This window comes from Pseudobdellovibrionaceae bacterium, from assembly GCA_023898385.1.
Classification (GTDB): domain Bacteria; phylum Bdellovibrionota; class Bdellovibrionia; order Bdellovibrionales; family UBA1609.
Window position 1 is genome coordinate 2,774,598 of the sequence record CP060220.1, and the last position, 25,240, is coordinate 2,799,837.

The window sequence follows — 25,240 nt, forward strand, 5'->3', positions numbered from 1 at the left end:
TCATCGCTGCTCTTTTGCAGTTTGGAATTTCACTGTCTGAATCCGAGTTCTGCTGGTCGCGTCAATGCGTCCAGCAGATCGAAAAACATTCGAGGGATGTTTTGAAGATCGACTGGAAACCAATTGTTGTGTTTCCAGAGGAGGCGAAGAGGTTTAGGTAGTTGTTGAAATTCTGTATTTTTGTTCCCGATTTTTGAAGGCGGTGGCCCCGCCTTCTAAGATGTCACAGACATCTTCTCTAATGCCAACATTAGATGGATCTACTACTTTGCTGTTTTCAAGAGAGCCAGACATATAGGAGACCTTTTCACCTTCATTCGCGGCCACAATTACTTGCTCTGCATCCGCATTTACCACTAAGTTTGCGTTGTGAGTAACCACAATAACCTGCCGAAAATTCTTAATTGTACGAAACAAAGGAACCAATTCGTGCATGATAAATTTATTGTCAAGGTCATCTTCTGGTTGATCAAAGACAAAAGGCTGACCAAATGTATCGGTTGCCAGCTTCAAGCAAACAAACAAAGTTCCGCGTTGTCCTACAGAAAGCTGACTAGGCTTTTTGTTTTTGTATTTCAATTCGCAAATTACCTTTAGGTACTTATACACTTGGGAGCTTTCGAATAGTGCATTTAAAAGTGTTTTTTCACCGTCTTTTACAAAATACTCTTCATCTAGAATCTCGGAGAGGCTCATTCTCTTTTCGCCTACATCAAATATTTTTTCTCCTTCAAGAAGTCGAAAATAGTCATCCTTGTTGGAAACGCCAATAAAGTTTCGGACACGCTGCTCTAGAGAAATATCTTTAGTGGCTCTAAATTTACTTTTATTTATTGATGGGTCAACTGCCTTATAAAAAGCATCAATATCAAACCAAATTAGTCCATTCACATCTATCCCATCTGTAAGCTTAGCGCTCAAGTCTTGCTGCTTTTGACTCCATCCCTCTTTGCCATTCCGCAAACTTTCCCAACTCGCTCCCAGCTGTGAAATATAGTTGTTAAGACGTGTTTTAATATCAACTGAATAATTTTTTAAAGAATCAAAGAGACCCTTTAACTCTTCTTCTAGCTCTTTGATTCTTTTAATGGACTTTTCTGAAGTTTCAATGTGATCCTGGTATTGATTTACTTTTTCCAAAAGAGTTGTAATATCTCCTTCTATCCCAGCTTTTTGAAACTGGGCAGCAATACCCTTGTTTGTGGAAGTTAATTTCTTTTCATTATTTTCTAAAAGCTCAGTGGCTGCCTTGATTTGCTCGACAATTGAATCATGTTTCAAATCACTAATAGTGGCCGAGCCACCAAGTTTTTCATTGATCGAATTGATGCGCTTATTAAAACTACTTTGAAATTCAATCAGCTCGCAAGACAAAGTTTTTAACTCGCCAAGCAGACTCTTCATTTGTGCGAGCTCACTAACGTTCGTGCGGTATTTTTCAATAAGATCTTTGTTGCTTTCGGTTGTGATCGTTGCAATAAGTTGGCGATATTTGTTTATTTCTTGTTGTTGATAGGAAGGGTGGTTTAATAATTTTCCGTCTTCGGTAGTTTGCTGGAAGAAATTCTTGAGTTCGATTATTCTGCTAATCACCTTGTTAATACCATCAATCTCATATATCGACTTTCCGGGATCAACAATACCCAGCATTCCTTTGATCTGTTTATCCAGAATATCTGGATGTTGAACAATATGTTTTACTTCTCCTTGTGAAACATGAAGGTAATCCAGATTATTATCTTCTTGAATATGGTACTCTTGGTTGGTGTTATCAGTTTTAGTAAATGTAACATGAAAATTTGCAGTAGAAATTTCATCAGATTTATCGTCTGGATTTTGTGAGGATGCTTTAAAAAACGTTCTTCTAATCGCACTTAGTAGAACACTCTTTCCGCTTCCCCTGCCTCCAATGATGCAAACCATGTTTGGATTCAATGATAAATCGTTAGAAGTAAACTGGAGAAGTCCAGAGTCAAAAACAGCGCCAGAATCGATGCGAAGACTAGAAAAATATGGGCGGATAAAAGTGGTTTGTGGATTATGGTTTCCTATATACACTCTATCTTTAGGCTCAAAAATTATCTGACGTAAACCTTCAAAAGTAGAGTCTGCTTTTATCCAAGTAAATCTGTCGTTATCGGGCTTGCAAATTTTTGATGGGCTATGTGCGTCTGACCCGTGAATACAAGGCTTCAGTGACCCATATTTCTGTCTTACAATATCTTCGGCATCAGTCCCTTCCCCGAGGAAATACTTACAAGTAGACGGTGTTGAAGAAAAAATTGCATCTGAAAACCGATAAAGCTCTTCTCTGACCGCCATCAAGCTATTATCTCTTAAACCAGAAGCACCATCTCCTGACCTATCAGCGATAACTACAAATGAATTGTCTCGTAGTAGTTTATCTCCTTCTATCAATTTAATTAACTGATCCTTAGAAACCTTAAATTGTTCCATTCCCTTTCTAAGGGCCTCTTCTTCTGAGATCGAGTCATTATTTGAAAATGTTTTGCCAAGATTAACCAAATCTCGTTTAACGCTAGAGTAATCTTGCCCCCTATATTTAAAGATAAGTCTTGAAAAAAATCTATTTTCCAAGTCACTGATTATCTTTGGGGAAAAAATTAGGTGCAAATTGACGGGGCGATCTTGCTGAGTGCTTAGGTCCAATCTAAGTTCAACGTTGGGCAATATTAAATCAATGTTCCGCAAACGCCCACTTGATTTATCAACTACAAGCCTCTTGTAACCTTCAATCGAGAAGTAGTCGGTTATACCTAAAACAGATACCCCCTCGATTTCTTCCAAAGCATCCAAATATGAGTTCCATTTCTCCTCAAACGTAGTACCAGGATACTCATTAGAAAGAACGCTGTATGGGGAATGAACATGCAAATCCCATTTCCGCCATTCTGATCCCTTTTCAAATTTACCCATTCAATTTCCTCATTTGTCCAATTTTCGACTGTTCTTCAAAAAGTTTTTTTGTTGAAACCCGATCTAAACTTTCATTTCCATCTACAAAAAGAGGCAAACAAATAGTAATATCAGTACCAACGCCGACTTCCGAGCTTATCTTCAATTCTCCGTCCCACATCGCCAGGAACTTCCGAGCGTGTAAAAGTCCAAGTCCTCGGCCTTGCTTGCCTTTAAAGGTTATTTGTTCATTCCCAAGCCTTTTCAAATATTCAGGTGGAATTCCCGCACCTTTATCAGAGATTTTAATTTCACAAATAGATCGGACGTCTTGACAGCTAACAGTTACTGTTCCTTTTTTGCCCCCATAGGATTCATAGGCATTATTTAAAAGATTAGAAACTACTGCCTTGAGATCCAGCGAATCGATTTTAATAAATTCTTTACTGGCATCTCCATTATTGCAGAAAAGAAAAATGACATCTTTCTTTTCTGAATATTCAATATTTTTTTGTGTTACAACCTCTTCTAAAAATACAGGTAAAAATAATAAGTCACCACGATTCTTCTGAGTTTTTAAATCAAAGTTCCCAGTGTCGTTCTTTTTACTTAATTTTTCCGATAAGCCCTTTATTTCTTTAACGGAGTTTTTAAGAACTCTTTTCATTCGCTCTGGCACACCAACCAACGTCGGCAACATCATCTCAATCGCAATGATTGGTGAGCGGATATTATGTGCAACGTCTCTTGCCATTTGCACTTTAGCTTGTACTCGTTCAGCTTCAATGACTTTCTCTCGTGATTTTTCCATTGCACCCAGCAAGTTATCGAACTCACGAGTCAAAAACGCCACTTCATCTTTTCCCTTTAGATCTATGCGGTCACCAAGTTGGCCGTGGTCTTTGATTTGACGAACTTTAGACACCGCCTTTTCAATATTGCGAACAAGACGGCGAGACAGAAAGCGACTGATTACCAAGGCCAAGAGGAGGTTAAAGAATAATAGCGTGATACTTGCCTTTGTAGTGGAGGCAAGCATTGCGTTTAGCTCACTCTTAGACACTTCGGACTCTAAGACATAGTAGTATTCACCATTGATTGAAGTTTCAGACTTATCACACTGCGAACAGCTTGGGTGACTTGATGTTACCTTTGAATAAAACTTAAAACTATCTGACGATTCTACTGTTTTAAAATTTTCAGGGAAGATTGCTGTATCCTTTTCAAACTTAACGTCTTTCGCCGCAAACCTACCAAAGGGGGTGCCTTTGGGGGAGTACAAGGCCATAGACATGACATTTTTATCAGCGCCAATTGCTTCTGCGAGAGTACGAGCAATAAAATCGACTCTAACCCCAACTTCAATAATGCGTGTTCGATCTCTGTTGGCTATAGAAAGGAACTTATATGGCTTAGGCTCTGGATTTGGCTGGATAACTGGTGTTGCATGAAACCTTTTGGTTCCCTGAATCAGTTTTTTGTATTCATCAGAAAATGAAAATAAATTTGGTATTAACGAGGGGTCCTCATTTGTTGAACGGATGAATTTTCCATTACGGTCTGTAACAAAAATATGGGTGACATTGAGCTCCGACCTCATGGCCTTAAGTTCTTCGGTCGAAAGAAGTCCTTTTTCTGCATCACGAGCAGCCACTACATTTGCGGCATTAAGCATGAGCTGTTCAGTGTTGGAATCAAGGCGTGTTAGAGTATCCCCCAATATTTTCGTCAATACGGAATATTGGGAAATGAACTTATCTTTGGTGTTGTTGCTTACGAAGTAGTGTGCTGTCCAAATGATGCCCCCGCCTACAATAAATGTAGCAGCAAAGACTGATATAAATATCTTTTTGGAAAACCTCACTCAATTACCTCTCTTGCCCTGGCTCCCTAGTAAATCTTTGGATGTCGTTTCTCAGGTGAGGGAAAAGTTCAGTCATTTGTTCTCTTGTGCCAATTTCAAAATCCTCAAACTCAAACCCAGGAGCAACTGTTGTTCCCAGTAGAGCCCAGCTTCCACCATCAACAAGGCGAAGTGCTTGCCAAATTCCTTTAGGTACGACGACTTGGGGAGTCTCTCCGGCCAGTATGTCATTGCCTAAAATAAACCTTTGTAGATTTCCTTGGTCATCAAATTGAATCATTTCTACTGGGTCGCCACCATAAAAGTGAAAGACCTCATCGCTTTTGATTCTATGAATTGCAGAAAAACTGTCAGCAGTAACCATATAGTAAATGGCTGTACTGATTGATCTACCGGTGTCTGCATCAATTCCAAAAGTCCTGGCTGGCAATTTTTCGCCTTCGCTTCTATATGTTTCTCGATAGTAGCCACCCTCTTCTGGTAATGGGGTTAAGTCGAGCTTATCTATGATCTCTTGTGCAGTTGGCATTTCATCTCCTCCTTTTGCTATGGGGCTAAAGCTAATTATTGTCAGCACAATGGCGTAGAAAATATTTAACTTCATAGTGCCCCCTGTTTCTCGCGTCCTAAAGGTTGCGATCTATAAAATGGTAAATGTGACTTTGTGGCAGCCATTTTTTTATCTGCTTTAAGTCCTAATTCTTGAATACGTCTAAAAACTGTTGTTCGGCCAACACCAATTTTATTTGCAATTTCACTTATATTTCCATTAGCGGCTTCCAGTGCTGCCCTAAAGTATTCCCGACTAGCGGTTATAAAAAATTCTTTATATTTATCGGGAGTAAGATCAGAAGGTGATTCTGGCAGAGAGCATGTGATTTGCCTTAATCTATAGGCCGAGTTCTTAGGCGCTTGAATGGAAATGTCGTCGTATTCAATTTGCTCAGATGATCTTCGCCGAGCAGAAATACATGCCCGTTCAATGATGTTCCTAAGTTCTCGAATGTTGCCAGGCCAATCATAGTCACCCAGTGCCCTGAGAGCTTTGTCATCTATTTTGTAGTTTGCACCACCTATTTGTAATGTGAAGAGCTTGGCCAGATCGGGTATATCTTCCATTCGTAATCTTAAAGGTGCCGTTTCAATTCGGACTACATTCAGGCGATGATAGAGATCTTCACGAAACTTTCCTTCAGCAATCATTTGCTCTAAATCTTTGTTGGTGGCAGCGATCACTCGGCACTTAACTTTGATAGTTCGGTCATCGCCTACACGGGTAAATTCACCCTCTTGAATCACTCGAAGTAATCGGACCTGAGCAGACAAAGGCATTTCACCAATTTCATCAAGAAAGAGGTCACCATTATGGGCTAATTCAAAGCGGCCAGGTCGGTCTTGCGTAGCTCCCGTGAACGAACCCTTTTTGTGACCGAAAAGTTCACTCTCTAAAAGATTTTCTGGAATGGCCCCACAATTGATTGCAACAAACGGGCGTTTTCCATCGTCTTCAATAGCATTAAGTCTTCGGGCAATAAGTTCTTTGCCAGTTCCGCTTTCACCAGTGATTAAAACGTGTGCCGAAGTTCCTCGTAAATCCAAAATGCTTTCTCTGAGTTGCATTGTTGCGGGGCTTTTCCCGACAATTTCATATCGGAAGGCATCTTTAACCTGTTGTTCAAGAGTTATTAATCTTCGGTTTGAAGCGGCCTTTGAGACAGCAACAGGAATTCGCACCAACAAATCAGGAATAATGTTGTCTGACTTAATCACATAATCATCAGCACCCAGGGCTATACAGCGCTTTACCGTGCTGAAATCTGAATCAGAGGTGAGCATGATAACTACAGCATTGGGGTTGATGTCTTTAATCTCAGAAATGAGGCTGATTCCATCGCCATCAGGAAGCCCCTTATCAAGAATGACAACATCGAAGGCTGCCTTTTGGAGTGCTTGTTTTGCAGACTGGATATCAGAGACACCGTGGACATCATTGTAGACACCGAGAAGCTGTGTGACGGCATCTCGGAAAGACTCCATATCTTCAACCAGCAATATTTTGAAATTTGCTTTCACCCCAAATCCCCTCCAGTAAAGGTTTTGCAGGTGTAGCACAATTTTTAAACAAGTCCCAAATAAAATTATTAGTGTTTCAAATTAGGGATTTTTAGTGTTTCAGAGATGAAATTTTTAAATTTAGGGCCAATTAAATGCATAAACAATATGACTTTATGCAAAAAATGATTTCACGCATTAACCTCTTTAAGAATGGATTTTGACTCTTTAAGTATGAAAAATGCTGACCTTAAAAACAAAAAAGCAATGGCTCCTCCCACTACTAAATCGGGCCACTTTGTTCCAGTGATCGCAACTAAACCTGCTGCTGCAAGCACGGAGACATTGGCGATAATGTCATTGCGAGAACACAACCATACAGAAGTAAAGTTGATATCATCCGATTTATGGCGAGTAAGTAGAGCCAGGCAAACAAGATTGAGCCCCAGAGCTATTACTCCAATGATTCCCATTGCTGTCGGATTAGGGTTAGCTTCAAAAAAGACTCGATAGGCCGCATTGACCCCAAATGCGATGCCTAAAATTACCATCAATATGGCTTTAAACTGTGAGGCTCTTACTTTAGCAGACATTCCTTTTGAAACTACATAAAGACTACTGCCATAAGCCAGGGCATCGCCAAACATATCTAGCGAATCCCCAGTCAAAGCTAGCGACTGGTAATAAATACCAGATGCAAACTCTACAAAAAACATTATCAAATTAATTCCAAGAACAATCCAAAGAACATTTGCTTGCCTTTTTGCAAGTAGCTTTAAATCGTCTCCTTTTTTTTGGCAGCAGGAATCAGCCATAAAAACCTCCAATTTACACCTTAATTACCACTATTCATACACTCAAGGGAAGTTTCAAATTCTAATGTTGAGTGATTAATAGCAAATTTATTTCGCAGCGACTGTCGAATTTCCATTTTAATTTTTTCTAGCGCAGGCAAGTCTTGTTCCTCAACCACAATATGCCCTTCTAGTAACACCTTTTTATCATCAAGCTGCCACACATGAATATGGTGTGCTTCTTTTACTAAATGAACACCTTCAATAGATTTTTTTATCTCGTCTACGTCTAAGTGAGTGGGAGTGCTTTGCATGAGCACCAAAATGCACTGTCGAATCAATGTGAATGCTTGATAGAGTACATAAAGTGAGATCAATACAGTTGCAACTAAGTCGATCACATAAATCTGAAAATTAATGATTAAGATTCCTGAAATGATAACTACAACTGAGGCTGCGGCGTCCGATACATTGTGAATAAATGCAGCCTTAATATTCACACTATCCTTAGACCCGGAATAGGTGAGTAAGGCTGTGAAAATATCTATAACCAAAGCAATCGCGGCAACCCAAACAACAGTCCAACCATCAATAGGATTTTGGTCAAAATATCTATTTACTGCCTCATAAAGTAAGTAAAGTCCTACAATTATTAAAGTAGTACTATTTATGAGTGCTCCAAGAATCTCTGCTCTTTTATATCCATAAGTCATCCGCTGATTGGGCGGGATTTTTGCAATCCTTGCGGCGACAGCGGCTATCGCTAGTGCGCCAGCATCACTGAAATTGTGAAGAGCATCTGCAAGCAGGGAAAGACTCCCAGAAAGGAGCCCTCCCACAATTTGAAACACAGTTAAAATAATATTGATAACTACCGCTAAGTAGAGTTTTTTGGTTGAACCAAACTCATGATGACTGTGATCGTGCCCCAAAATCTACTCCTTAGTGACTCATTCCAGAATCTACGACTTTCATTTTACTTTCGAGTAATCGGTAAACAATAGGAAGAACAATGAGTGTCAAGATTGTTGCCGAGATGATTCCCCCCACAACCACAGAAGCCAAGGGTCTTTGCACTTCGGCGCCACTTCCAGTAGACAACATCATAGGGAGAAACCCAAATGCAGCTGCCGAAGCTGTCATTAGAACTGGTCTCAGCCTCATCTTGGTTCCTTGCCGAATCAACTCATCTCCCGTCAAGCCATCCAGTTTGAGTTTGTTAAAGTAACTGACCAAGACAACGCCATTGAGTACAGCAATTCCCGAAAGAGCAATAAAGCCAATGGCGGCGGAAATGCTAAAATTTAGACCATTGAGCATTAAACCGATAACCCCTCCAACGAGAGCCATAGGAATACATCCAAAAATAATAAACGTCTGAGTTAAGCTCTTAAAAGCCATAAAAATCATTACGAAAACGAGAAGTAAGGCTAAAGGGACAACAATCATCAGTCGATTTCTTGCCTTCTCTAAGTTCTTAAAACTTCCACCCCATTCAATATAAGTTCCTGGGGGGAGCTTAAGTTCTCTATCGACTGCTGCTTTTGCCTCTTCGACAAAACTTGCTGTGTCCCTGCCTCTTACATTGACGAGAACAGCTGCTCGTTTTTTTGAAGATTCTCTTCGGATATCGCTAAAAGTTTCTTCAATTTTGACCTCAGCTAAATCTTTAATGGGAATCGTAAAGTTTTCACCGACACCAACGGGGACCTCTTTAATTGATGCTAAGCTTGAACGGTCTTGCTCGTTTAGGCGCACAACGATTGGAAATCTCATCACCCCCTCATACAAGCTACCTGCCTCTGTTCCTCCAATTGCTGTTTCCACCGTAGAAAGAACATTTTCCTTGGCCAATCCCAAGCGTTGAAGTTCAGAGTTAATAGGGTTTATTCTTAGCACAGGGGATTTTCCTTTAGTTTCCTCTTCAGCCTCACCAACACCCTGAATTCGACCCACAATTTGTGCGGCTTGAGTAGCGACCTCAGTTATTTGATCCATGTCCTCACCAAAAACTTTTAAGGCCACGTCTGCCCTTACTCCTTCTAAAAGCTCGTTAAATCGCAACTGGATTGGCTGAGAAAATATAAGAGTCTGTCCAGGAATAAGTGACTCTAGCTTTTCCTTAATATCGGCAATGAGTCTATTTTTTGTTCTCTTATGACCATCATGCAATAGCCATTTGGCTTTTTCCTTCAATAAAATATAAGTATCAGAGAGATTTGGCCCCATAGGGTCCGTAGCCACCTCTGCTGTTCCTATTCGAGAAAGAACTCGATTCACTTCAGGAAACTCCAGAATCACTTTTTCTGAGAGTTTTTGCATTTCAACCGATTGATCAATGCTAATATTGGTTGGTCTTACAAACTGAACAGCAATGGACCCTTCATCTAGCTGAGGCAAAAAATCTGATCCTAAAAAAGAAAACAAAATGATTCCTGCTGCAATTGCTCCGACACCAACCCCAACGATTGCTAGTTTCATCTTTAAAGCAGCCTGAATAATTGGATTATAAATCTTCTCTACTTGAGTCATGATCCAAGGTTGCTTAGTAGAAACATTTCCTGACAAAAAGTTCGCTGCAAGTGCTGGTATCGTGGTGAAAGAAAAAATGAAAGCCGATCCTAGGGCAAAGCAAAATGCTGCTGCCATTGGGACAAACATTTTTGCCTCAACACCTGTTAGAGCAAAAATTGGAAGAAACACTACGATAATAATCATTTGCCCAAAACCAGCGGCAGAGCGAATTTCTATTGTTGCTTCAAGCACCGCTTTCTTGATTTCTTCACGAGATAAGGGGCGTCCATGCTCTTTGGCTTTCTTCGAAACAAAGCGAACACAGTTATCCATAACGATCACTGCCCCATCAATAATAATTCCGAAATCTAGTGCCCCAAGGCTCATTAAGTTGCCCGACACATTGAAGTAACGCATAAGTATAAACGTGGTTAAAAGTGATAAGGGAATTGTGATCGCCGTAATAATAGCAACTCGAAAATTTCCGATAATAATTAAAAGTATCAGTGCAACTAAGAACGCCCCGAAAAGTAGGTTTTTTTCTACGGTCCCTAAAGTGCTGTTGACTAACTCTGATCGGTTGTAGATTGTTTCGAGCTTCACCCAGTCAGGAATACTTTTTTTGATTTCCTTGATCTTATCTTCGATATCAAGAGCTACGGTTCGACTATTTTCTCCTAAAAGCATTAGAGCCGTACCTATTATACTCTCTTGTCCATTAACAAGTGCAGCGCCTGTTCTCAACTCTCGATCGAGAGACACCGTTGCAATATCACCGACAGTTACGGTCTTAAAATTCGGCAATTTTTTGATAACGATGCCTTCAATGTCTTTAGGGGACCGGACTAACCCTGTAGCTTGAATCAGTAGCTGTTCGGCGGTTTGTTGGATGTAACCACCACCAGTGTTGCGATTATTTCTTTCAATAGCTTCTACGACTTCATGAAGATGGATACCGTATTTTGACAAATCTTTTAGACGAGGTTTAACGAAATACTGCTTTTCATAACCACCAATGGCGTTGACTTCGGCAACTCCTTTTACAGTAAGTAGCCTCGGCTTTATTAGCCACTCGTTGATGGCTCTTAGTTCCATAAGCTGTTCGAGTCGCTCTTGCCCTTGGGCCTCCTTTTTTGCCTCTAAAGCGTAAAAGTAAATTTCTCCTAAACCAGTGGTGATTGGTCCTAGTTTGGGTTGTACCCCTCCGGGCAAGTCATCTTTAATAGACTGAAGTTTTTCAGATACGAGCTGTCGGGCTCTATATATATCAGTTCCTTCTTCAAAGATGATTGTGACTTGAGAGAGTCCAAAGCGGGTGATCGAACGAATTTCATCTACATCAGGAATTCCTCCCATTTCACTCTCAACAGGATAGGTAATGAATTTTTCAATTTCTTCAGGAATCAAGCCCTCTACAGCCGTATTCACCTGAACTTGCACATTTGTAATGTCTGGGACGGCATCAATGGGTAGAGTCTGAAACGACATCCATCCCGCAAAGATTGCCACTAGAGTGAGTGTGAAGGTGAGACCTTTATTATAAATAGCAGTTTTAATTAGTTTATTTAACATAGTTCAACTCCTTAGTGGGCATGGCCTTTGCCGCCTTGACCAGATGCCTGAAGATGAGCCACTCTCAAAAGAGGAACTCCTGAGTTAACAATTTGCACACCTTTACTCAGTTCAGTTGATTCAATAATAAAATAGTTTTCTTTAGGTTGAGCCTTTTCCAGTTTGATAAGAACAAACCAATCATCCTTTTTAATGAACACACCTAAGTGGTTTTGATATCGAACCAGAGATTCATTTGAAATTTTGAACTTGCCACCACCAGCTAGATCAAGCGGTGAGGTCTCAATGCCAAGCAATTTTTCTGATTCACTCGACAGCTTAAATTTTTCCCCTTCATTAAAGACGGCGGTAATAGCTTTTCCCTCGCCAAAGGCCTCTTCGCCATGTCCGTGTCCATGTGCATGAGAGTTCTCTGATTCATGTTCATCGTGATCATTATGTCCCTCATGGCTGTCATGACCTTTCTCATGCCCGTGCTCTCCATCTTCCTCTTCTTCATGCTCGTGTTCGTCATGTTTTTCATTTTTGCCATTTTTTTTCTTCTCATGGTCGTGATCTTTGTCATGGCCTGATTCGTGTCTCTCTGATTTATGGTCATGATCGTGTCCATCTTCAGCTATGGAGTAGCAAGAAAATGTACTCATTGTTAGAATTGCAACTATTGTAATAAAATTTTTCACAGGTTAAATCTCCTCTTTTAGTAATGTGCCCTTGAGAGCGTATAGTCTCCAAAGCGCATCAATGGCCTTGAGTTCGTGCTCGTGCAAGCCTTCATAAAACTCAAACACCTCTCGGTGCATCTCAATAACAAGAGCTGAGTTCACAACTCCTCTATTTAAAAGAGTATGGAGATTTTTATGACGTTTTTGAATATTTGCTCGTTTAACTGACTTTTGGACTATCTTTGAAGACGAAAGATATGAATTTAAAAGAAAGTTTTTGTATTGTTCCTGTCGATTTGAGATTAATTTTCTTTGTAACTCAGCTTTTTGAAGCTCACTGGACGCCTTTGCCCTACCTCCACCATTGAGATTAAGAATAGGAAGAGGCATGCTTAGTGCTACGCCAAATGTAGTCTCGTTTACGTCTCCCGTGGTTTGCTCAATCTTCGGTCCAATTGAAAGGTCAGGCCAGGATTCAGATTTTGCTAATCCATATTTTGCTGACGCCAAATCAACCTCATTTTTGAGATTCAAATGAGTTGAGTTTTTAATTTCATCAACACTGATATTGGGCCAGTCGGATCGTAGGTTCGGCAGCAGTTTTTCGTTTAATGCAAATCCATTTCCAAGTATTGACTGAAACTCACTCAAAATTTGGTTTTTTTCTTGAGATAATGCCTCTTTCTTTAACTCTGTTTCCTGCTCTGCGATTTCAAATACAGAGACCGAAACGGATTGCTCTGGGTTAAGCCTGCCTAACTTCTTATATTGCCGTTGTATGCCTCTAAAGGTTTCGAGATTTTCAGTGGCAAGTTCAAGTTCAGTATTAATTTGCCTAAGTCTGTAAATTTTAACAGCGAATTCTCTAGAAGCTTCTTCCAATTCCGCTAAATGTCTCGTTTCAGAAATTCCTTTTTCAGCCATAGCGACCTGTTCTCTTGAGCCACGTTTTCCTCCCAACTCAAAAGTGTGCTTCAACGTAACTTCGCTGGTCAGCCCACCTGCTTTATTGTCAATAGATTCCAATTCCAGTTCGGGGTTCAACATTTGAGCTGCTTCAGATATGGCGTTGTCATGAACTTTAACGTCAATTTCTTGGAGTCTTACTTCAGGTTTATTTTTTACTAAGCACCAAAATAGTTTGTTTTTATCCCCTGGCTTTTGACAGGAGGAGCTAATTGCTCCCTCCTGTGCAAAAGAAAGGTGTGACAAAAGCAGGGTAATTATCCCTATGAATAGCTTAAGTCTCATGTTTTTCTCCTTATGGACGCTCTTTCACATGATTCGAGTGATCGTGAGAAGATTTGGTTGTTGAGCTTTCACATTGCTTGTCGCTAATTCTAACGCAATTTGGATCACGCTTTGTTTGCGAAGTTGAACATGCGCTCAAGGTGAGTGCTAAAATACAGAACGATAAAATAGACTTCATAAAGTCCTCCCTCAGTTTTAAATATTTAATTGTGTAAATTATTTTTATGCGGATTTACGCAATAAATTTAGGAGGTCTTTTGATTCCAAAAATAGGGCTATTAGGGACACTTTGATGGTATTCACTAAACTGTTCATTGGAAGCCGGTGGAATAGTTAGCATTCGGTCACCAACTAAAAACCCACAATGTCCGAGATGACATGTGTGTTCGGGGCAACTTTCTGGACAATCATTGTGATGATGGGATTCTTGATTTTGTTGAATATCTAAAGCTTGTCTTCCTTCTGCGCTCGCTGTTTGGCTCTGGGTTGCCGTTACTTGGATTTCATTATGAGTTTCTATATCATTAGGCTTACTATCGACCCAAGGGTCCACTAGAATTGAAAACGTGAAATAAACCAATAAAAAGATTCTCATTGGCAAGTAACCTATCAAAAATTGAGCCAATTTCAATATTAATATAAAGCAATCTTGTTATACAAATTCCACCGACTCAGTATTTGCGCAAAGAGTCAGTTGGTATTAATAATTCTAAAATGCCCTTCTTTTTAGTCTCAACGAATTGGCAATCACCGAAATTGAGCTAAAACTCATGGCAGCAGCAGCGATCATAGGGCTTAAAAGTATACCAAAAAATGGATACAAAATGCCAGCAGCTATGGGTACACCTGCTGCATTATAGAAAAAAGCAAAAAACAGGTTTTGTTTGATGTTGTTCATCGTTGCATTGCTTAGTTTTCTGGCCCTAACAATTCCCCTGAGGTCGCCCTTTACTAAAGTGACACCGGCACTTTCCATCGCAACATCAGTTCCTGTGCCCATCGCAATTCCAACATGTGCCTTTGCTAAAGCAGGAGCATCGTTAATCCCATCTCCAGCCATTGCAACGGTTTCTCCAAGAGATTGAAGTTTCGTGATCTCTTCAACTTTTTGTTCTGGAAGGACTTCAGCAATTACTTTGTCAATATTGAGTTTCTTAGCCACAGCTTCCCCCGTGGTTCGGCTATCTCCAGTCAACATTACAACTTTAATTCCTTGGGCATGAAGATCCTTAATTGCTTCAGGCGTACTTTCCTTAATTGGATCGGCCACGCCAATGAGTCCTGCAGGATTATTGTCAATTGCCAAAAACATTACTGTTTGGCCGTCAGCTCTAAATTCTTCGGCTTTTTGATAAGCATCAGCGAAATTAACTTTAAAATCATCCATCATTGCCTTGTTACCGAGAGCTACTGATCTTCCTTCGATATTTCCTTGAACACCCTTTCCTGTAACTGAGTTAAAGTCGGCACTATCTACAAGCTTGACACCTTTTTCCTCAGCTCCTTTAACAATTGCCGCTGCAAGTGGATGTTCACTTCCTTTCTCTAACGTCGCAGCGAATTTGAGCAGTTCATCTTCTGAGTATTCGCGAACTGGCGTGACCATAACAAGCCGTGGCTTTCCCTCCGTGAGTGTTCCTGTTTTATCTACAACTATAGTTGTGACCTTTCTCATTACTTCTATAGATTCAGCATTTTTGAAAAGCACTCCCATTGTTGCCGCTCTTCCTGTCGCAACCATAATTGACATTGGCGTAGCTAACCCTAGAGCACAAGGACAAGCGATAATAAGTACAGCAACTGCGTTTATCATTGCATAGGCCATCGCCGGATCAGGTCCAAATACTGCCCAAACTACAAAAGTAATAATGGCAACCAGAACTACTATTGGTACGAAGTATCCTGAAACAATATCGGCCAACTTTTGAATGGGAGCTTTACTCCTCTGAGCTTCGGCGACCATATGCACGATTCTAGAGAGGAGAGTGTCTGCACCTACCTTTTCAGCTTTCATTACCAGAGAGCCAGTACCATTTATAGTCGCACCAACAACTTTATCATTTTTGTGTTTTTCAACTGGGATAGGCTCACCAGTAATCATTGATTCATCAATAGAACTTGATCCCTCCAAAACTACTCCGTCTACAGGAATTTTTTCTCCTGGCCTAACTCTAATTTTGTCACCGATTTGAACATCTTCTAGAGGAATGTCCTCCTCTTTTCCGTCATCGCTTATTCGTCTCGCTGTTTTAGCTGCAAGACCCAATAGCTTCTTAATAGCAGAGCTTGTCTGATCTCTTGCTTTCAACTCTAAGACTTGACCCAAAAGAATAAGAGTCACTATAACTCCAGCAGCTTCAAAATAGACTGCTACATGACCATCTGCCGTCCGGAAAGATTCAGGAAATATATTGGGGAATAAAGTTGCTATCAAACTATAAATATAAGAAACGCTTACTCCAAGACCTATGAGAGTAAACATATTTAAACTTTTTCTTTTTATTGAATCGATAGCTCTTATGTAAAACGGCCATGCTGACCATAGACACACGGGTGTTGCCAGTGCCAGTTCCAACCACACTCGAATACTGGGAGGAATCAATTTTGATATAGGCTGCCCCGGAATCATATCTCCCATTGCTAACAGAAAGATTGGCAAAGTGAGGGAAGTAGCAAACCAGAACCTCCTAGACATGTCCTTTAACTCTTCATTTTCTGAATCATCAGCAATGAGTGGTTCAAGTGCCATTCCACACTTTGGACAACTTCCGGGCCCTATTTGCCTGATTTCCGGATGCATTGGGCAAGTGTAAACGGCGTTTGGATTTCCATTTTTGACTAATTTTTTTGACGATTCTTTGTGCTCATGATGATGGCAACAAGAATGACTATCATGGGACATTTCTGACATATATTACCTCATAACAATTCAATACAATTTAACTACATTTGTTTTATTAATTTACAACAATCACACCACCCAGCATCTGTTTCATTGCGCATCCAAACTTAATTTCGCCCTTCTTTGAAGGCGTGAATGTCACTGGAACAGCTTTGTTCAGGGGCAGGTCTTTTTCGATTTTCTCAGAAGGTACAGTTACCTTTTTTGCACAGGTTACCTTCACTTTTCTGGTAATATTCAGTGTCACCTCTTCTCCAGCTTTTACCTCAATCCTAGATGGCTCAAATCCTTTTTGCGTCACCTCAACATTGTGAGTTTGGCCCCCATGAGCGATTGATGATAGTCCGATCATTGATAAAAATAATGCTAATATTTTCATCTGTTACCTCCATTATTTAGTTTATTTAAACTTTCGTTAATCCATTGATTTACAATTTTCATTTCTTCACTTGTAAGGCCGGAATCCCAGTGCATTAATTTATACTGCCAAGGGGGCATGGAATCCTCTTTAAGGGTTTCCCTTAGTGCCTCTAGGTCTTCTTTGGGTGTTCCGTGTCCTGCAAACGGAAATCCCTTTGTCATATCCATATGCTCTTTGGCCTCTTCAATGTCATGGTTCATTATTTGTTTCACTCCGGGCAATGAGTGATACCAAGGCATATGGTTGTTGCTTCCGTGGCAATCTAGACATTTAGTTTTTAAAATAGGCTTAATTTTAGAAATGTAACCTTCATTTATTTCTTCCAACAGCTTTTCAGAAGCTACTGAACTATTTTGAGCCTCCTTTGGCTTTGAGTGGTCCTCACCTTTATGAGCATAGGCGCTCAAATGAACGAAGCAGCTCATCGCAAATGCTATGTAAAGATTTTGCTTTGAAATTCTCATGCCGCACTCCTTTCATTATTTTTGAGAGAGCGTTCTTTCCAAAGAGCAAAAATGGCCGGATAAACCAAAAGCTCAAGTAAGAAGGAGGTAAATATTCCTCCGACCATAGGGGCAGCCATCCTCTTCATGACATCAGCACCACTACTGGCGGTACTGGCCATCATGATTGGAAGTAGAGCCATAAAGGTTGTAAGAACCGTCATCATCTTAGGGCGAATACGTTTAACAGCACCATAGTGGATGGCTTCTTTCAGATCTGAAAACGAATTTAATTTTCCATCCTTCTTTCTCTTTTCGTAAGCCAAGTCGAGGTAGAGCAACATATAGATGGCTGTCTCGGCATCAACACCTAGAAGTGCGATAAGTCCTACCCATACTGCAATACTCATGTTGTAGCCTAAAAGATAAAGAAGCCATATGGCTCCAATAGCGGAAAAAGGAATCGCAAGTAAAACGATGGACGTTTTCATTGCCGAGCCTGTATTAAGAAAAATCAGTACAATCACAATGAGAAGGGTAATGGGGAGAACAACTTTGAGCTTTTCTTTAACCCTCTCCATACTTTTATATTGTCCACTCCAGCTCAGTGAGTAGCCGGAAGGTAACTCAAGTTTTTGATTAACGGCCTCTTTAGCCTTTTTTACATATCCGCCAACATCTGAACTTTCTAAATCAACATAGACATATCCTGTCAGCAATCCGTTGTCGTTTCTAATCATCCCTGGGCCATTGAGCATTTGAATGTTTGCTACTTCACTGAGTGGAACTTGATAGCCCTTCGGAGAATCTATCAAAATTCTGCGAATGTGTTCTTTATTTTGCCTAAATGCCCTAGCATAGCGGATATTCACAGAGTAGCGCTCACGCCCTTCAACTGTGGTCGTAACATTACGGCCCCCCAATGCAGTAGCTAAAGAGTTTTGAGCTTGCTGGATGGAAATTCCATGTCTAGCTAAAGCTTCACGGTTAAAATTAAAGTCAAAAAAGAATCCACCTGTAACTCGTTCTGCAAAGACACTGCGTGTACCATCAACTTCACTAATGATCTTTTCAATCTGTAAGCCAATCTGTTCAATTTTCTTAAGATCTCCTCCCGAAATCTTGATACCGATTGGCGTTCTGATTCCCGTTGTTAACATGTCTATTCTTCCCTTGATGGGAAGAGTCCAAGCATTTGTAACACCGGGAAAGTTCATCTTTTTATTCATCCCTCGTATGAGTTCATCCCAACTCATATAGCTTGGAGATATCCACTCAAAGGGCCAATGTAAAAATTCTGGCAAACTAGAATACCAGCGACCCATTTTACGCCACTCTCGTTGATCCTTTAGCACGACGACAGTCTCCATCATTGATAGAGGAGCGGGGTCAGTGGCTGTATTTGCTTTTCCTGCCTTCCCGTGAACACTTAAAACTTCGGGAAAACTCTTTAAGATTTCATCCTGTTTTTGCAGAAGGTTTTGGGCTTCTGTCACCGAGATACCAGGCATTGTGGTGGGCATATATAAAATGGTTCCTTCATTCAGCGGAGGCATAAACTCAGAACCCAGCTTAAAGTAAATGGGAATCGTTGCGAGCATAAGTACCACAGCACCAGCAATGACTTTTCTCCTGCGGTCAACAACCCAGTCCACTGCTGGACCATATATCTTGAACAAAAAACGACTGATTGGGTGTTCGTCTTCGTGTTTCATTTTTGAAGCAAACACAAAATTCATGAACTTTGTCCACCAAGTTGGTCCTCTTTTAAACTCTCTCTTTTTCGTAAAGATAATGAGAAGAGCAGGAACGAGAGTAATTGATAAGAGCGAGGCCACAAGCATAGCCAAAGTTTTGGTGTAAGCCAGCGGCTTAAAAAGTCGGCCTTCTTGAGCCTCCAGCGCAAAAATAGGTAGGAAGGAAACTGCAATGACAAGTAATGAGTAAAAGCTAGCTGGTCCAACTTCTTTGATTGCGGAAATGATAACTTCATCCATAGAGGCTTTTCCGCCGGATTGTTTCCATTCCTCCATTTTCTTGTGGCAATTTTCAACTACCACGATGGCAGCATCTACCATAGCTCCAATGGCAATGGCAATTCCTCCCAATGACATGATGTTGGCTGATACATCCATCAAGTACATCAAAATAAATGAGATCACCACTGCTGTAGGTAAGGTAATAATCGGTACAAGTGCGCTGGGAATATGTAATAGGAAAATAATAATGACCAAAGCGACGACAATCATTTCAAGTGTGAGTTCGTGAGTGAGAGTTTGAATGGACCGCTCAATGAGATCACTGCGGTTGTAAGTCTCAACAATTTCAACTCCAGCAGGAAGTGAAGCTTTGAGGTCTTCCAACTTTTTTTCCACTCTCTCGATGACACGATTTGCATTCTCCCCAAATCGCATGACAACGATTCCACCAACGGTGTCACCCATCCCATTAAGATCGGCAACTCCTCGTCTCATCTCTGGTCCCTTGGTGACTCGGGCTACATTCTTTACATAAATAGGGACCCCACTTTTACTTACGCCAATAACGATATTTTCTATATCCTGTCGGTTTTTTGCATATCCTTTTAAACGAACCATGTACTCGGTACCTGAGTATTCTATAACTCTGGCTCCAGTTTCGGAGTTGCCTTGCCTTATGGCTTCACTGACTTTCGTTAAAGGGATGTTGTAGGCTCGAAGAGATTCTGGATTCACTTGCACTTGATACTGATTTTCAAAACCACCGAAGGAGGCTACTTCAGATACTCCAGGTACGGCCTGTATTTGATAGCGCAAAAACCAATCTTGGAATGATCTTAGATCAGCAAGGGTGTGTTTTCCTGATGTATCTTTAAGAGCATATTGGTAGACCCAGCCTACACCTGTCGCATCAGGCCCAAGTTCCGTTTTTGATCCTTCAGGAAGTTGAGGAACAATTTTAGATAGATATTCCAATACTCTCGACCTAGCCCAATAGATATCAGTTCCATCTTCAAAAATGACATATACATAAGAGGCACCGAATGTTGAGAGCCCTCGAATATCTTTAACCTTCGGAACTCCCAGCAAACTTGTAACTATTGGGTAAGTAACTTGATCTTCTATTATATCGGGACTGACGTTCCAAGTGGAATAGACAATAACCTGGGTGTCTGAGAGGTCAGGTATAGCATCGATTGGAATCTTCTTCATGCTGAACCAGCCAGCAACAAGTGCAACTGCAACAGCTAACAAAGTGATAAATCTATTTTTCGCACAAAACTCAATTGTCTTTAAAATCATGTCAAACCTCTCTTAGTGGTTGTGCCCACCTGAGGGTTCATTCCCCCCTTGGATTACTGCTTTTAATCGAGACTCCGAGTCAATTAAGAAGTTGGCACCAACAACAACTGTATCTCCTGGTTTTACTCCACCTAAAATAGCAGCTTCAGACTCTGTTTCGAGAACGACTTGAATTTTCTTTGGCTCAAATATGCCTTTGTCTTTTTTCAAGAACACATAAGTATCTACGCCTGTGTCCATAATCGACTCTAGAGGAACAGCAGCGTGTTTGCCCAGGGGCGCAAAGATTGTGGCATTGACATAGGATTCTGGCCGAATGGATGGATCGCTCTTAACCAATTTAATTCGTACTTTGGCTGTTCTAGTTTCAGGGTTAATAACCTGATCCACCGAAATCACCTTTCCGGGCAGAGTTCTTCCTTGAAGAAAATTTGCAGAAATTTGTGCAGATTGACCTTCCTTTATATATGGAAGATCAACCTCGAAAACATCGGCGTAAACGATATTATCTTGCCCACCAACAAGCAGTCCTTCCGATTGAAAGCCCTTTTTAGTTAGATTTTGGATTTGGTCATCTGACAGACCCATAACCTTTAGTCGAATTTTTGAGGACTTAATCATTTGCCGAGTGTTTTCTTTAACATCAGCGATGGGGGAGTCTTTAACCCTGTTCCACTGCCTCAAAGCTTCTAGGTATTCGCTTTGCGCCGTATAGAGTTCGGGGTCAAAAGCAATTCGTCCCGGTGCTTTAATGGATTTAAACAAATTTTTCTCTTGAACCTCCTGGACTTTCACTCCAATCATTTGCTGTTTGCTTAGAGATAACTTTACATTCGCTCGTCCTTTGGGGCTCATGTCCATCTGTTTGTGTTCCCCATTAGCAGAATCTTTGTTTACCGCTTCTTGGTGTTCTTCATGGTCATGACCTTCGTGTTCTTCCATATCACTTGCTAAAACCAAATCCATTCCACAAATAGGACAGGTTCCAGGTTTGTCAGAAGTGATTTGCGGGTGCATAGGGCAAATGTACTTTTCAGCCATCGCTTCTTTGCCGTGTTGATGTGCAGAGTGGTCGCTCATGGAATGGTTAAACCACCAAGCTGCTCCTGCTCCTAAAATTAGAACGATTATTGAAATACCTATGATTTTATTTTTCATTTTTAACCTCGCTAACTGCGCTCAAATTTGAGACTTCAAATCCAAGTTGACTTTCTAAATTACTCAAGGTGGCAACGTACTGTTTTAATGACTGGTAGTATCCAGTTTTCACTCGATAGAGAGAGCGTTCACTGTCCAATAAATCTAAAAAAGAAGTCCGGTTGGCTTGGTAAGCAGATCGACTGGAGTTATAAGCTCCTTGTGCCTGAGGGATGAGACTTGTTTGATAAATTTTCAGTGTTTTCGCACCCGTGCTCACTTTTCCCTTTAAATCCTTAATGTGGGCCACAAGCTTCAATCCAGTGTCTTGCAATCTATATTCTTGTGCTAATTTTTTGGCAGAAGCTGCGGAAGCTTCAGAACTTTTCTTCCAAAACCATAGGGGCACAGTGATTCCGACTGAGAAAATACTTGAATCTTGGGGGTCGCCTGAGATTCGTTGTTGGTATTGCAGTTGAAAATCAGGGGCAAATTCCCATTTTGCTAAAGAACTTTTGTATTCAACTTCTTTAAGTTTGTGGACTTCCGTTTTAAGTGTTGGGGAGCTGGCTTGCAACTGGCTTAGCAGTTCGTTTTCTAAGGGTCTAATTTTTTCTCCATAAAACTGTGGAGGAGGCAGGTTTAGGTTACTAATTTCAATATCTTCAAGTGTAGATGAGCTTACAGTTGCCTTGAGTTTATCTTGGAGAGCTTGTTCTTCTTGCTTTAGCCGAATTAAATCTAGTTCTAGTTGTGTTAGTTCAAAGTGAGCCTTCATAGAGTCACCTTGTGACGACTTTCCGGCGGCGTACTTTTTCTCAGCAACTCGGGCAAATTCTTTTACGGACTCCATATTCGCCTGAGTGAGTTGGATAATCTTCTGCGCGGAATAAATAGCAAAATATAAAGTGGTGACCTCTTGCCTGACTTCGAGCTTTTTAGCGTTTAACTGGGAGCGATAACTATCTGCCTTACTTTGCTGGGCATTGGCTTGGTAAATGTACTTTGTCGGGAAACGAATCTTTTGGGATACTGTACCGTATTGGGTTTTGAGCCCTCTGTCGAGTTCAGACACCCCAATCATTGGATCGTCCAAAGTGGCCTGGGAAGTAACTAAAGAATCCTCGGCACTCCACGATTGCTGGTACTCTTTGACTCCAGGATTGTTTTGATAGGCTAGGCGCAAAAGTTCATCTAGTGATTTAGCTTCTTCAGCATAGCCAGGGGTTGATGCAAGCACCCCAAGAATTACTAAAATTTTAGAAAACATAATTAAACTCCTTCAAAAACTCGTTCCAAGAAAAAAGCGGTATTTCCCAGCTCTATTGTTGGACTAAACTATACAACGAATTTTTGAAGGTCTTAGGGCAGTAGAAGTTTTTGATAGATAATATATAGAGGGACTTTGGGCGGATGGTGCCGCACGTCCTTAAACTCAGCGATCTCATTATCTACTGTATGACTGGCGATAAGGTAGCTTGGACTAGCCACTGCAACTGAGTGGTCTAAATCCTTTTTCGCCAAACGATTTTCAAACGTTAAGACAGAGACCTCAAAATTCTCGGACTTAAAACAGTGGCCTAACTCACAATCATGTCCCGCTTCTTCATCTTTAGAAGAACCCATGTCGTCACAACAATCGTGATCAGAACCATGATGAGAGACTTTTGCGTTTTGATGGTGAGAGCAGTCGGCAATACAGGCATGGGCTAGGCCTTGTGAACCTAGAAACATGATTAAAGAAAAGATTGATATGACTATTCTCATTACCTTTTATCCTAATATACCCCTGTGGGGTATGTCAATACCTTATCGGCTACTTGACAGTTTTCTTTAGCAAACCCTGAATTTCCTTGATCATTTTATCAGCTTCTTTGCGATTTTTGCTTTCAATGGCGTGGTGAACACAATGGCTCAAATGATCCTCGATTATACGTGATTCCAAGGATGAAAGGGCTGATTTTACGGCTCTTATTTGGGTTAGAATATCAATGCAATACCTTTGTTCTTCAATCATACTGCCAATTCCTCTAATTTGGCCACCAATTCGATTGAGCCTATTCAGCTGATCAGTATGTTCTACTCCCTTTTTCATACATCTCCTTTTCAAGTTTTAAGATAGATATCTTATCATACCCCCTTAGGGTATCTATATCAACGGGAGACATATGTTTCGGCTTGGAAGCCGCAGCGTTTGTTGAAATTCCAGAATTGAAACATCTCAATTTCCAAATATTTTTCCACTATTGAACCAAATGTTCCTTCACTAAAATTTCATTTTTGAAACACAACCCAACTTTATTCCGTAACTTTAAGGGGTTGCGGTCGGACACCGACTTGGCAAGTTTTGCCAACTTTCTTGCAACTTAAATAAGTGAAAGGCGCTGAATGGATTGGCGCCCAAGAAAGGGGTAGCAAATGTATTTCAATAAATGTCCTCGCTGTGGGGATCAAAGTTACGAACTACTTGAAACGCACGCACATTGCATTTACTGCAATTTTTCACCTGAACAAGACATCGGCTATCTGGCTTGGCGAGATATTGAGTTTAGAGGCTTAAAAAAATCTCGTCAGAACCAAATAGAAAATGAACGAATCATGCGTGGGGATACTCTGGACGACTACTCCTATGGAGTTGTGTCCAGAGGTGTCTTGTGATCCTCGATTGCTACGACTTTTACCTCTGGTCTATCGGCGAACTTATTTTACCAAACTCACTTACGCCAGATTTTATTTATCAACCACAAAGGGAAGGAATTGAAAATGAGTACAAAATTTTTCGACGTTATTGTCGCTAAAGAATATGAGACAAGAGTCAACGGACAAGTAGAAAAGAAAACAGCCTGGAATAGAGTGGGCCGAGCCTGGCCATCTCGATCTGGGGAATCATTGAGCTTTGAGCTCTATCTGCTGCCGAACCAACGTTACGTTATTCAGCTCCAAGATCGAAAACAGGAACAAACTCAAACGTCAGAAACGGCCCCGTTTTAATAAGGAGACTCGAATGAATAAGAAACAATTTATTATTGCAGTTGGACTATTCTTAGTATCACCGATGGCCTTTGGCTCTGTGGAGTCTTCTTTGATGGGGCTTAAAACAGTGCTACTTGGATCAATTTTGCCAATATTCGCTGTGCTAGGGCTAGGCTTTGCAGCCTTTAGCTTCTTCACAGGAAACCCGAATGCCAAGCAGCACCTTATCTATGCAGTAATCGGCTCGGTAATTTTGTTCGGGGCACAAAGCATTGTTGATTTGGTTCAAAGAGTTGTTCGATGAAGAACTGTCCAACAAGTAACATGAACAAATCTACACTGTGGGGATTTGATGTCAGTCAGATAGTTGCGTCCTTTTTCATATTAGCAGGATCGAATGTGTTTCTAAATATACTCGGTCTGCCCCTGATATTTTCGTGGGCATTGGGGCTCAGCTC

At 40.8% G+C, this 25,240-nt stretch carries 21 protein-coding genes; 3 read left to right on the forward strand and 18 right to left on the reverse strand.

Annotation, left to right across the window (positions count from 1 at the left end):
- Positions 1-153: 153 nt before the first annotated feature.
- From H6626_12735 to H6626_12820, 18 genes are all read right to left on the reverse strand, one after another.
- Positions 154-2,937 (reverse strand): AAA family ATPase, encoded by a 2,784-nt coding sequence (locus tag H6626_12735; GenBank protein ID USN47040.1) that lies wholly within the window; start codon positions 2,935-2,937, stop codon positions 154-156.
- A complete protein-coding gene (locus H6626_12740; protein ID USN47041.1) occupies positions 2,930-4,780 on the reverse strand; it encodes a hypothetical protein in 1,851 nt (616 codons plus the stop codon). The genes H6626_12735 and H6626_12740 overlap by 8 nt, the downstream gene beginning before the upstream one ends.
- A gap of 4 nt (positions 4,781-4,784) precedes the next feature.
- Positions 4,785-5,309: a cupin domain-containing protein gene (locus H6626_12745; GenBank protein ID USN49038.1), complete on the reverse strand. Its 525-nt coding sequence runs from the start codon at positions 5,307-5,309 to the stop codon at positions 4,785-4,787.
- 71 nt (positions 5,310-5,380) lie between these two features.
- Positions 5,381-6,853, reverse strand: coding sequence for a sigma-54-dependent Fis family transcriptional regulator (locus tag H6626_12750; GenBank protein USN47042.1), 1,473 nt, complete (start codon positions 6,851-6,853; stop codon positions 5,381-5,383).
- Between the two features lie 170 nt (positions 6,854-7,023).
- Positions 7,024-7,647 carry a cation transporter gene (locus H6626_12755; GenBank protein ID USN47043.1) on the reverse strand — a complete coding sequence of 208 codons (624 nt, stop codon included), beginning with the start codon at positions 7,645-7,647 and terminating at the stop codon, positions 7,024-7,026.
- Between the two features lie 20 nt (positions 7,648-7,667).
- Positions 7,668-8,558, reverse strand: a complete 891-nt coding sequence (locus H6626_12760) for a cation transporter (protein USN47044.1) — start codon at positions 8,556-8,558, stop codon at positions 7,668-7,670.
- Positions 8,559-8,568: 10 nt separating this feature from the next.
- On the reverse strand, positions 8,569-11,712 hold the full coding sequence (locus H6626_12765) for an efflux RND transporter permease subunit (protein USN47045.1): 3,144 nt from the start codon (positions 11,710-11,712) through the stop codon (positions 8,569-8,571).
- 11 nt (positions 11,713-11,723) lie between these two features.
- Positions 11,724-12,392, reverse strand: coding sequence for a hypothetical protein (locus H6626_12770; protein ID USN47046.1), 669 nt, complete (start codon positions 12,390-12,392; stop codon positions 11,724-11,726).
- Between the two features lie 3 nt (positions 12,393-12,395).
- Positions 12,396-13,625 carry a TolC family protein gene (locus H6626_12775; protein USN47047.1) on the reverse strand — a complete coding sequence of 410 codons (1,230 nt, stop codon included), beginning with the start codon at positions 13,623-13,625 and terminating at the stop codon, positions 12,396-12,398.
- Between the two features lie 232 nt (positions 13,626-13,857).
- The gene (locus H6626_12780) at positions 13,858-14,220 is read right to left on the reverse strand and encodes a hypothetical protein (GenBank protein USN47048.1); all 363 of its coding nucleotides are present in this window, start codon (positions 14,218-14,220) and stop codon (positions 13,858-13,860) included.
- Positions 14,221-14,334: 114 nt separating this feature from the next.
- Positions 14,335-16,536, reverse strand: a complete 2,202-nt coding sequence (gene cadA, locus H6626_12785) for a cadmium-translocating P-type ATPase (GenBank protein USN47049.1) — start codon at positions 16,534-16,536, stop codon at positions 14,335-14,337.
- 46 nt (positions 16,537-16,582) lie between these two features.
- On the reverse strand, positions 16,583-16,906 hold the full coding sequence (locus H6626_12790) for a cupredoxin domain-containing protein (GenBank protein USN47050.1): 324 nt from the start codon (positions 16,904-16,906) through the stop codon (positions 16,583-16,585).
- Positions 16,903-17,412, reverse strand: coding sequence for a heme-binding domain-containing protein (locus tag H6626_12795; protein USN47051.1), 510 nt, complete (start codon positions 17,410-17,412; stop codon positions 16,903-16,905). Before H6626_12795 ends, H6626_12790 begins: the two co-directional genes overlap by 4 nt.
- Positions 17,409-20,672, reverse strand: a complete 3,264-nt coding sequence (locus H6626_12800; protein ID USN47052.1) for an efflux RND transporter permease subunit — start codon at positions 20,670-20,672, stop codon at positions 17,409-17,411. The genes H6626_12795 and H6626_12800 overlap by 4 nt, the downstream gene beginning before the upstream one ends.
- 12 nt (positions 20,673-20,684) lie before the next feature.
- Entirely contained in the window at positions 20,685-21,830 is a 1,146-nt protein-coding gene (locus H6626_12805; protein USN47053.1) for an efflux RND transporter periplasmic adaptor subunit, read from the reverse strand.
- Complete coding sequence (locus H6626_12810) at positions 21,820-23,079, reverse strand: TolC family protein (protein ID USN47054.1); 1,260 nt, start codon at positions 23,077-23,079, stop codon at positions 21,820-21,822. Before H6626_12810 ends, H6626_12805 begins: the two co-directional genes overlap by 11 nt.
- Before the next feature lie 92 nt (positions 23,080-23,171).
- Positions 23,172-23,576, reverse strand: coding sequence for a hypothetical protein (locus tag H6626_12815; protein ID USN47055.1), 405 nt, complete (start codon positions 23,574-23,576; stop codon positions 23,172-23,174).
- Positions 23,577-23,625: 49 nt separating this feature from the next.
- Positions 23,626-23,904: a metal-sensitive transcriptional regulator gene (locus H6626_12820; GenBank protein ID USN47056.1), complete on the reverse strand. Its 279-nt coding sequence runs from the start codon at positions 23,902-23,904 to the stop codon at positions 23,626-23,628.
- Positions 23,905-24,227: 323 nt separating this feature from the next.
- Between H6626_12820 and H6626_12825 the strand changes: the two genes are divergently transcribed.
- The 3 genes from H6626_12825 (at position 24,228) to H6626_12835 (ending at position 25,086) form a co-directional block, all read left to right on the forward strand.
- Entirely contained in the window at positions 24,228-24,467 is a 240-nt protein-coding gene (locus H6626_12825; protein ID USN47057.1) for a hypothetical protein, read from the forward strand.
- Between the two features lie 105 nt (positions 24,468-24,572).
- Positions 24,573-24,800, forward strand: coding sequence for a hypothetical protein (locus tag H6626_12830; GenBank protein USN47058.1), 228 nt, complete (start codon positions 24,573-24,575; stop codon positions 24,798-24,800).
- Positions 24,801-24,813: 13 nt separating this feature from the next.
- Positions 24,814-25,086, forward strand: a complete 273-nt coding sequence (locus H6626_12835) for a TrbC/VirB2 family protein (GenBank protein ID USN47059.1) — start codon at positions 24,814-24,816, stop codon at positions 25,084-25,086.
- The last annotated feature ends 154 nt before the right edge of the window (positions 25,087-25,240 follow it).

Excerpts from the sequence above, each read along its gene's own strand:
- H6626_12815 (USN47055.1), bottom strand. The coding sequence starts at position 23,576 with ATGAGAATAGTCATATCAATCTTTTCTTTAATCATGTTTCTAGGTTCA.
- H6626_12825 (USN47057.1), top strand. The coding sequence starts at position 24,228 with ATGTATTTCAATAAATGTCCTCGCTGTGGGGATCAAAGTTACGAACTA.
- H6626_12800 (USN47052.1), bottom strand. The coding sequence starts at position 20,672 with ATGATTTTAAAGACAATTGAGTTTTGTGCGAAAAATAGATTTATCACT.
- H6626_12820 (USN47056.1), bottom strand. The coding sequence starts at position 23,904 with ATGAAAAAGGGAGTAGAACATACTGATCAGCTGAATAGGCTCAATCGA.
- H6626_12765 (USN47045.1), bottom strand. The coding sequence starts at position 11,712 with ATGTTAAATAAACTAATTAAAACTGCTATTTATAATAAAGGTCTCACC.
- H6626_12790 (USN47050.1), bottom strand. The coding sequence starts at position 16,906 with ATGAAAATATTAGCATTATTTTTATCAATGATCGGACTATCATCAATC.
- H6626_12830 (USN47058.1), top strand. The coding sequence starts at position 24,573 with ATGAGTACAAAATTTTTCGACGTTATTGTCGCTAAAGAATATGAGACA.
- H6626_12775 (USN47047.1), bottom strand. The coding sequence starts at position 13,625 with ATGAGACTTAAGCTATTCATAGGGATAATTACCCTGCTTTTGTCACAC.
- H6626_12835 (USN47059.1), top strand. The coding sequence starts at position 24,814 with ATGAATAAGAAACAATTTATTATTGCAGTTGGACTATTCTTAGTATCA.
- H6626_12795 (USN47051.1), bottom strand. The coding sequence starts at position 17,412 with ATGAGAATTTCAAAGCAAAATCTTTACATAGCATTTGCGATGAGCTGC.
- H6626_12780 (USN47048.1), bottom strand. The coding sequence starts at position 14,220 with ATGAGAATCTTTTTATTGGTTTATTTCACGTTTTCAATTCTAGTGGAC.
- H6626_12745 (USN49038.1), bottom strand. The coding sequence starts at position 5,309 with ATGCCAACTGCACAAGAGATCATAGATAAGCTCGACTTAACCCCATTA.
- H6626_12755 (USN47043.1), bottom strand. The coding sequence starts at position 7,647 with ATGGCTGATTCCTGCTGCCAAAAAAAAGGAGACGATTTAAAGCTACTT.
- cadA (USN47049.1), bottom strand. The coding sequence starts at position 16,536 with ATGTCAGAAATGTCCCATGATAGTCATTCTTGTTGCCATCATCATGAG.
- H6626_12810 (USN47054.1), bottom strand. The coding sequence starts at position 23,079 with ATGTTTTCTAAAATTTTAGTAATTCTTGGGGTGCTTGCATCAACCCCT.
- H6626_12805 (USN47053.1), bottom strand. The coding sequence starts at position 21,830 with ATGAAAAATAAAATCATAGGTATTTCAATAATCGTTCTAATTTTAGGA.
- H6626_12735 (USN47040.1), bottom strand. The coding sequence starts at position 2,937 with ATGGGTAAATTTGAAAAGGGATCAGAATGGCGGAAATGGGATTTGCAT.